Below are 9,817 nucleotides of genomic sequence, written 5' to 3'. Positions count from 1 at the left end.
AACGCGTCCACGACCTGCTCGAACGGCACATCCTGATGCGCGTACGCACCCAGAGCCGTCTCCCGCACCCGCCCCAGCACCTCACGGAACGACGGATCACCCGACAGATCCGTCCGCATCACCAACGTGTTCACGAAGAACCCGATCAGATCCTCCGTCTCGGCACGGTTCCGGTTCGCCACCGGCGTGCCCACCACCACGTCCTCCGACCCCGCATACCGCCCCAACAACACCGCGTACGCGGCCAACAACGTCATGAACATCGACACACCGCACTCACGCGACACCGCACGCAGGCCCTCGACGACCTCCTGCGGCAGGGCGAACCGCCACCGGGCGCCCGCGGACGAACGCACGGGCGGCCGGGGCCGGTCGATGGGGAGTTCGGTGTCGGGGATGCCGGCCAGCCGCTCGCGCCAGTACGACAGCTGCCGCTCCAGCACGTCGCCGTCCAGCCACTGCCGCTGCCACACCGCGAAGTCCGCGTACTGCACCTCCAGCGGCGGCAACGGGTCGGGCTCCCCGACTCGGAACGCCTCGTACAGCGCCGTCAGTTCACGATGGAAGATCCGGTCGGACCACTCGTCGAACACCACGTGGTGGATGGCGAGTGCGAGCACGTGCTCCTCGGGGGCCAGCCGGAACAGGGTGGCCCGCACCAGCGGACCGGCCGCCAGGTCGAACGGCACCCCGGCGTCCGCCGCGACCAGGCGTCGCGCGACCGCTGCGGGGTCCGTCCCGGTGGAGACGTCCACCACGGGCAGCGCGAACGGGTACGGCGGGTCGATCACCTGCCGGGGTACGCCGTCGGCGTCCGCGACGAGCCGGGTGCGCAGCACCTCGTGCCGCGCCACCACCGCACCCAGGGCCGCCCCGAGTGCGGCGACGTCCAGGGGCCCGGTCCAGTGCACGGGGGACAGCAGGGCGTACTCGACGGAGCCGGGCTCCAACTGGTCGAGGAACCAGAGGCGTTGCTGCGCGAACGACAGCGGAAGCGGCATTGTGCGGTCGCGGTCGGCCCGTGCCATGCGCGGCACCACGGTGCCGGCACCCGAGCGGTCGAGGAGCGGCGCGAGGTCGCGCACCGTCGGCCGGTCGAACAGGTCGGCCAGGGGCAGCTCGACCGAGAAGGCCTCCCGGATGCGGAACACGACCTGGGTGGCCAGCAGCGAGTGCCCGCCCAGGTCGAAGAAGTCGTCATGGGCGCCGACCCGCTCCACGTCGAGGACATGGGCCCAGATGTCTGCCAGCAGTCGCTCCGAGGGGCCCCTCGGCGCCACGAAGCCGTCGTCGTCCGGTGCCCCGCCTGTCGAAGGACGTTCACCGGGGTGCGGTTCCGGCGCGGGCAGCGCGGCCCGGTCGAGCTTGCCGTTCGCGGTCAGCGGCAACGCGGCCAGTTCGACGAAGGCGCCCGGGATCATGAAGTCCGGCAGCCCGTGTCGCAGGTGCTCCCGGAGTTCGGTAACCGGCGGAGCGCCCACGGAATGGTCCTCGGGGACCAGGTAGGCCGCGAGCTGCCGGTGCGCGCCGTCGCCGTGGGCCGTGACGACCGCCGAGCGAACGCCCGGGTGAGCGGTCAGCAGGGCCTCGATCTCACCTGGCTCGATCCGGAAGCCCCGGACCTTGACCTGCTTGTCCCCACGGCCCACGAACTCCAGTACGCCGCCGGGCAGTCGACGCGCCCGGTCGCCTGAGCGGTACATCCGCGTGCCGTCCCCGGCGAAGGGATCCGCCAGGAACCGCTCCGCCGTCAGTGCCGCCCGGCCGCCGTACCCTCGCGCGACACCGGCGCCGCCGATGTACAACTCGCCGGGTACGCCGACCGGTACGGGGCTCAGCCGCTCGTCGAGCACGTACACCCGCCAGCCCGGCAGCCCCCGCCCCACCGGCAGCCCCGGGTCGCCGGCCAGGTCGGCGGAATCGATGCGATGGTGGGTGACATGGACGGTTGTCTCGGTGATGCCGTACATGTTGACCAGGGCGGGGGCGTCCAGGCCGCGCGCCTCGCTCCAGCGGGCCACGTGCGGGCGCCGGAGCGCGTCACCGCCGAACACCACGTAGCGGAGCGCGGGCAGGTCGCGACCGGGCTCGACCGCCTCGGACAGCTGACGGAACAGCTCCGGGGTGGCGCTCAGGTGGGTGACGCCCTCGGCGGCCAGCACGTCCCGCAGCCGCCACGGCTCACGCACGCGGTCCATCGGCACGACGACACTGCGGGCGCCCCGGGTCAGCGGACCCCAGACCTCCCAGACGGAGAAGTCGAAGGCGAAGGAGTGGCTGACACTCCACACGCTGTCCGCGGCGAGAGTGAGGGCGCCGGAGAGGCCGGCGGCCTCGAACAGGCGGCTCACGCTCGCGTGCGCGACCTGCACGGCCTTGGGCCGGCCGGTGGAACCGGAGGTGTAGATCACGTAGGCGAGCTGTTCCGGGTGGGTGGCGACCCGGGGGGCGGTGTGCGGAGCCGCGGTGATCGCGGCGGCCGTCGCCGGGTCGTCGAGCACCAGGAGGGGCACCGCGTCCTCGGGCAGCACGCCGGCCCGGTGGACCTGGGTCACGACGAGCGCGGCCCGGCTGTCGGCGAGCATGAACGCGAGCCGTTCGGCCGGATACTCCGGGTCCAGGGACAGCCAGGCCCCGCCGGCCTGCCACACGGCCAGCATCGCCACGACCGTGTCGACACCCCGGTCCAGGCACAGCCCGACCACGGACTCCGCGCCCACCCCCGCGCCGCGCAGCCGGTGGGCGAGCCGGTTCGCGCGCTCCATCAGCCCGCCGTACGTCAGCCTCCGCTCACCGCAGACCAGCGCCACGGAGTCGGGACTGGCAGCGGCCCGGGCGGCGACCAGCTCGTGCACCTCACGGGCGGCGAGGTCGGGGGCAGCGCCGTCCTGCCACTCGGCTGCGAGCAGGTCCCGCTCGTGCGCCGGCAACGTCGGCACCCGCGACAGCGGCCGCTCCGGGTCCGCCGCCAATGTCTCCAGCAGGCTCACGAAGTGCCCGGTCAGCCGGTCGATCGTCGCCGCGTCGAACAAGGCGGTGCCGTACTGCACCTCGCAGCGCAGACCGTGCTCACCGCCGGTGTCGCCGACAGTCACGAGCAGGTCGTACTTGGCGGGCAGCACGTCGGTGAGGACGTCTCCCGCCTCCCACGTGGCGTAGTTGAACATCACCTGGAACAGGGGCGTTCGGGAGCGGTCCCGGTCGGCCACCAGCTCGTCCACCAACTGCTCGAACGGCAGGTCCTGATGGGTGAACGCGCCGAGCGCCGTCTTCCGTACACGGGCGATGAGTTCGGCGAACGTCGGGTCCCCCGACAGGTCGGTGCGCATGACCAGCGTGTTGACGAAGAACCCGATCAGGTCCTCCGTCTCGGCCCGGTTCCGGTTCGCCACCGGGGTGCCGACCGCCACGTCCTCCCCGCCGCCGTAGCGGCCGAGCAGCACGCTGAGCGCGGCCAGCAGCGTCATGAACATCGTCGAGTCGTGCGCACGGGACAGGCTCCGCAGGGCCTCGGTGGTGTGCGCCGGGACGGTGAACCGCCGCACCGCGCCCGCGGTGGACCGCACGGGCGGACGCGGCCGGTCCACCGGCAGCTCCAACTCCGGCAGGCCCGCCAACTGGGACACCCAGTAGGAACGTTGCGATGCGAGCGCGGTTCCGGTCAGCCACTGCCGCTGCCAGGCCGCGAAGTCCGCGTACTGCACCTCCAGCGGCGCGAGCGGCACGGGCCGCCCGTCCCGGAACGCCTCGTACAGGGCCAGCAGTTCACGCCGGAAGACCCGGTCCGACCACTCGTCGAAGACGACGTGGTGCACGGTCACCGCCAGCACGTGCTGATCCGGAGCCAGCCGCACCAGGACGGCCCGCACCAACGGCCCCTCCGCCAGATCGAACGGAACCGCCGCCTCCGCGGTCACCAACTCCCGTGCCACCGCCAACGGGTCCGGCTCACCGGACACGTCGACCAGCGGCAGCGGGAACCCGGACGGCGCTTCGTCGACACACTGGTACGGCACTCCGTCGGCACCGACGACGAGCCGCGTCCGCAGCACCTCGTGCCGCGCCACGATCGCGCCCAGCGCGGCACCCAACGCCTCCACGTCGGGCTTCTCCCCGCGCAGCCACACCGGCAGGGCGATGGTGTACTCCGCCGAACCCGGCTCCAACTGGTCCAGGAACCACAGGCGCTGCTGCGCGAACGACAACGGCAGGGGCCGGTCCCGGTCCGCCACCGTCACCGGAGGTACGGCCGTCCCCCGCGCCGAACGGTCCACCACCTCCGCGAGCGCCCGCACGGTGGGACGGTCGAACATCGCGGACAGCGGCAGATCCACCGACAGCAGCTCGCGGATCCGGGAACCGACCCGGGTCGCGAGCAGCGAATGCCCGCCCAGTTCGAAGAAGTTGTCCGTGACCCCGACCCGGGCGACACCGAGCAGACGGCTCCAGACGCCGACGAGCAGTTCCTCGGTGGGAGAGGCCGGCGGAACATACGCGGGCAGCCCTCGCTGCGCGACGTCCGGCTCGGGGAGGGCAGCGCGGTCGAGCTTGCCGTTCGGCGTGAGGGGCAGGACGTCGAGCAGCGTGAAGACGGACGGGATCATGAAGGCGGGCAGGTGGGCGGCGGCGTGGGCGCGCAGGTCGGTGACGGGCGGGATGCCTGTGGTGGGGTCCTCGGGGACGAGGTAGGCCACCAGTCGGCGGTCGTCCTCGTCACCGAAGGGGAGTACGACGGCGGTACGGACCTGGGCATGTGCGGTGAGGACGGCTTCGATCTCACCGGGTTCGATACGGAAGCCACGGACCTTGACCTGCTGGTCGACGCGACCGACGAAGTCCAGCTGTCCGTCGGGGAGCCAGCGGGCACGGTCACCGGAGCGGTACATACGCGAACCATCGGAGGCGAACGGATCGGGGAGGAAGCGTTCCGCGGTCAGAGCCGGGCGGCCGGCATAGCCACGGGCCACCTGCGGCCCCGCGATGAACACCTCACCCGCCACACCCACAGGGACTGGATCGAGCGATGCGTCCAGGACGTACAGGCGGGCGTTGGCGACCGGGGAGCCGATGGGAGGAAGCCCGTGGCCGTCGACCTGGCCCGCGGTGACCATGACCGTCGCCTCGGTCGGCCCATAGGTGTTAACCAGCCGCCGGCCCGGCGCCCAGGCCCGCGCCACCTGCTCGGTCAGCCGCTCCGCACCCAGCAGAAGGGTTTCGATACCAGGCACCTGCTGCGGATCCAGCACGCCCAGCAGGGACGGCACGACGCTCGCCGCCCCGACGCCCTGCGCGCCGATCATGGCGGTCAGGGCCTCCGGCTCCGCCCGCTCCTGCGCCGTCGCCACGACGAGCGTGCCGCCACGGGCGAGGGTCACGGCGACATCCAGCACCGCCGCGTCGAAACTGAACGAAGCGAACTGCAACACCCGCACACCCGGCTCCGCACCCAGCTCCGGTCCCAACGCGGTCACCATGCCGAGAACGCTGCCGTGGGAGACCTGCACGCCCTTCGGCCGCCCCGTCGAACCCGACGTATAGATCACATACGCCAACTGGCCAGGTGTTACGAAGATTTCGGGAGCCGTCGACGGCAGGTCACCCGTGCGCGCGAGATCTCCTTCGCGGAGCACCACCTGCGCCCCACTGTCGGCGACCATGAACTCCAGCCGCTCCAGCGGGTATTCGGGATCCAGCGGCAGATACGCACCACCCGCCAGCCACACCCCCAGCACCGCCACCACCAGGTCGACACCACGCGGCAGACACAGCCCCACCACCGACTCGGCGTCGACACCCCGCCGCCGCAGCTCATGCGCCAGCCGACTGGCCCGAGCCAGCAGACCGGCATAAGTCAGGACCCGACCACCGGACACCACGGCCACCGCATCCGGAGTATCGGCAGCCCACCCGGCGATCAGCTCATGCACCCCACCCGCCGACGGAAGCGGAACCGGCACCCCGTTCCACTCCCGCACGACCCGCTCACGCTCGTCACTGGACAGCACAGGCAGCTCACCCACCCGCCGCCCCGCGTCCTCCGCCACCGCCTCCAGCAGCCGCACCAGATGACCCGACAACCGCTCCACGGTCCCCGCGTCGAACAGCGCCGTGCTGTACTCGACCTCTCCCAGCAGCCCCTCGTCGCTCTCCACCAGGCGCAGGGCCAGGTCGCACTTCACGGGCAGGGTGCCCGGATTGACGTAGGCGCCGCCCGTGGCGCCGTAGCTGAACATCGTCTGGAAGAGCGGACTGCGGGACCGGTCGCGCTCGGTCACGACGGCGTCCACGAGTTGTTCGAAGGGCAGGTCCTGGTGGGCGTACGCGTCCAGGGCCGTCTCCCTTACGCGCCCGAGGAGTTCCGCGAAGGTAGGGTCGCCGGACAGGTCCGTCCGCATGACCAGGGTGTTGACGAAGAACCCGATCAGGTCCTCGGTCTCGGCCCGGTGCCGGTTCGCCACCGGGGTGCCGACCACCACGTCCTCGGAGCCGGCGTACCTCCCGAGGAGGACGTCGAAGGCGGTCAGGAGGGTCATGAACATCGTCGTGCCGTGTTCCCGTGACACCGTGCGCAGTGCCTCGGCTGTGTGCGCCGGGACCGAGAACCGGGTGACGGCTCCCGCCGTGGACCGCACGGCCGGGCGCGGCCGGTCGGTCGGCAGCTCCAGCACCGGCAGGTCGGTCAACTGCTGACGCCAGTACGTGAGTTCTTCGTCCAGTACGTCGCCGGTCAGCCGTCGTCGCTGCCAGACGGCGAAGTCCGCGTACTGGACCGGGAGCGGCGGCAGTGGATCGGGGCGGCCCTCGCGGAACGCGTCGTAGAGGGACCGCAGTTCGCGTTGGAGGACGAGGTCGGACCACTCGTCGAAGACGGCGTGGTGCGCGGACAGGGCCAGGAGGTGGTCGTCGGGGGCCGACCGGATGAGGACGGCACGGACGAGCGGGCCGTGCGCGAGGTCGAAGGGCGCCATCGCCTCCTGTTGCGCCAGCCGTTCGCTCTCGCGTCGGGGGTCCGGGGTGGTGGACACGTCGATCACGGGGAGCGGGAAGGGCGCGGGCTCGTCGATCTCTTGGCGCACGGTGCCGTCGGGTCCGGGTACCAGGCGGGTGCGCAGCGCTTCGTGCCGGGCCAGGACCGCGTCCAAGGCGGTCCGGAGCGCGGCGACGTCCAGGGGGTGGTCGAAGTGCAGGCGCAGCGGCAGGTTGTACTCGGCGGAGCCCGGTTCCAGCTGGTCGAGGAACCACAGGCGTTGCTGTCCGAACGACAGGGGCAGGTCGTCGCCGTCCCGGTCGACCGGCACGATCGGCTCGACCGGCGCGATGGACGCGACCGGCTGAGCACTCGTGCCGGCGGGCGTGGCCGTGTATGACCCTGACCCCGTTCCGGTGGCCGCGTCGGCGAGGGCCGCCGCCAGCTGCCGGACGGTCGGCTGCCGGAACAAGGCCGCGAGGGGCAGTTCGGTGCCGAAGGTCTCCCGGATGCGGGACATGACCTGGGTGGCCAGCAGCGAGTGTCCGCCCAGTTCGAAGAAGCCGTCGTCGGCGCCCACCCGGTCCACTCCGAGGAGCCGCGCCCAGATGCCGGCGAGGATCTCCTCGGTGCCGGGGGCCGGAGCGACGTACGGTTTCCGGCGCAGGTGGGTGTGGTCCGGTGCGGGGAGGGCGGTCCGGTCGAGCTTGCCGTTGGTGGTCAGCGGCAGCGCCGCCAGTTCCACGAACACCGACGGCACCATGAAGTCCGGGAGCCGTCGTGCCGCGAGGTCACGCAGGGTGTCCACCGGCGGCATGCCGAGCGTCGGGTCCGAGGGCACCACGTACGCGGCCAGCCGGCGCGCCTCGCCCTCACCGAACGCGGTCACGGCCACCGCGCGCACGCCGTCGTGCGCTGCCAGCGCTTCCTCCACCTCGCCCGGCTCGACACGGAAGCCGCGGACCTTCAGCTGGAGGTCCGTCCGCGCGACGAACTCCAGGCGTCCGTCGGCCAGCCACCGGACGCGGTCGCCCGAGCGGTACATGCGCGAGCCGTCGGCGGCGAACGGATCGGCCACGAACCGCTCACCGGTCAGCGCGGGACGCCCGCCGTAGCCGCGGGCGAGTTGGGGGCCGGCGATGAACAGCTCGCCGACGACGCCCGCCGGCACCGGTTCCAGTGTGGGGCCCAGGACGTACACACGAGTGTTGGGCAGGGGGCCGCCGATGGGCGGCGCTCCGGGGGCGTCGGCGTCCACGGGGCCCACGCAGGCGATGACCGACGTCTCGGTCGGCCCGTACCCGTTCACCAGCCGCCGTCCGGGGGCCCAGTGCCGTGCCACCTGGGCGCCGACCCGCTCCGATCCGACCAGCAGGGACCCGACGTCCGCCAGGGCCGCTGGTTCCAGGACGCCCAGCAGGGACGGCGACACGCTGGCCGCCGTCACCGCCTGGGCCCGTACGAGGGTCCCCAGGACGCCGGGCTGCGCGCGGTCGGCCGCCGAGGCCACCACGAGCGTGCCGCCGGCCGCCAACGTCATCGCCAGGTCGAGGGCGGCGGCGTCGAAGCTGAGCGAGGCGAACTGCAGGGCGCGCGCTCCGGGAGCCGCACCCAGCACGGTGCGGAAGGCCACCGCCAGGTTCAGCAGCCCTCGGTGCGGGATCTGGACGCCCTTCGGCCGTCCCGTGGATCCGGAGGTGTAGATGACGTAGGCAAGGTGGTCGGGGTGTACCCGCGTGGGGGGCGTGGACGACGGCAGCGTCTCCCACCGGGCTCGGTCCTCCAGGCGCACCACGCGGCCGGCAGTTGCCAGCCGGTCGACGTACGGGGAACCACCGATCAGCACTTGGGCGTCGCTGTCGGCGAGCATGTACTCCAGTCGGTCAGCCGGGTAGGCGGGGTCGAGCGGCAGGTACGCGCCGCCGGCCTGCCACACGGCGAGTACGGCGACGACCATGTCGGCACCGCGGTCCAGGCAGAGCCCCACGACCGAGTCCGGGCCGACGCCCATCCCCCGCAGGTGGTGGGCCAGCCGGTTCGCCCGCGCCAGCAGCGCGCCGTAGGTCAGCACGCGGTCACCGGCCACCACCGCGACCGCGTCCGGGCTCTCCTCGGCCCATCCGGCCATCAGCTCGTGCACCGCGCCCACCGGCGGAAGCGTCAGCGTCGGCCCGGTGCCGGCGCGTGCCAGGGTGTCGCGCTCGTCCGGTGCCAGGACCGCGAGTTCGTGCACGCAGCGGTCCGGGGTCGTGGCCGCCGCCTCGATCAGGGCGAGCAGGTGGCGGGTCATCCGTTGCGCCGTCGCCTCGTCGAACAGCGCGGTGTCGTACGCGAACTCCCCTGACAGGCGCCCGTGTCGGTCGTCGGTCACCCGGAGCAGCAGTTCGCCGTCCACCTCGGGCGCACGGAGGTCACCGGGTTCACCGGGTTCACCGGGTTCACCGGGTTCACCGGGTTCACCGGGTTCGGTGTACGCGAAGTGGACGGGGTGCCGGGACACGCCTCGCGGTGTTTCGCGTACCCGGTCGGGCAGTTCGGTGAAGGACGGTTCACCGGTGAGGTCGGTACGGGTGAGCGCTCCGTCCGTGGCCAGCACCACGTCGTCCGTGCTCGCGTAGCGCCCCATCAGGGCGCTCAGGGCCGCGAGCAGCAGGGCGCGGACGGGTGTTCCGGCGGCGCGGGACAGGTTCCTGAGCCGCTGGGCTGTCGTCGGCGGCACCTCGAACCCGACCACCGCGGTCCGCACGGAGCCACCCGTGGTGCGAGGGCGGTCCGTGGGCAGCTCCAGCGCCGGCAGGTCCGCCGGCCGGCCACGCCAGGAGTTCGGTTCACCGTGCATGACGCCCCCAC

1 protein-coding gene is annotated in these 9,817 nt (G+C 72.5%); it reads right to left on the bottom strand.

What is annotated here, in order from left to right; all coding sequences use genetic code 11:
- Positions 1 to 9,806: non-ribosomal peptide synthetase (locus MB828_RS16130; protein WP_301648773.1), on the bottom strand; the 9,806-nt coding region annotated here is incomplete at its 3' end.
- Between the last annotated feature and the right edge of the window lie 11 nt (positions 9,807 to 9,817).

Origin of the sequence: Streptomyces arenae, assembly GCF_022343545.1 — a bacterium.
Classification (GTDB): domain Bacteria; phylum Actinomycetota; class Actinomycetes; order Streptomycetales; family Streptomycetaceae; genus Streptomyces; species Streptomyces humi.
This window is presented reverse-complemented; position numbering and strand designations above follow the sequence as displayed.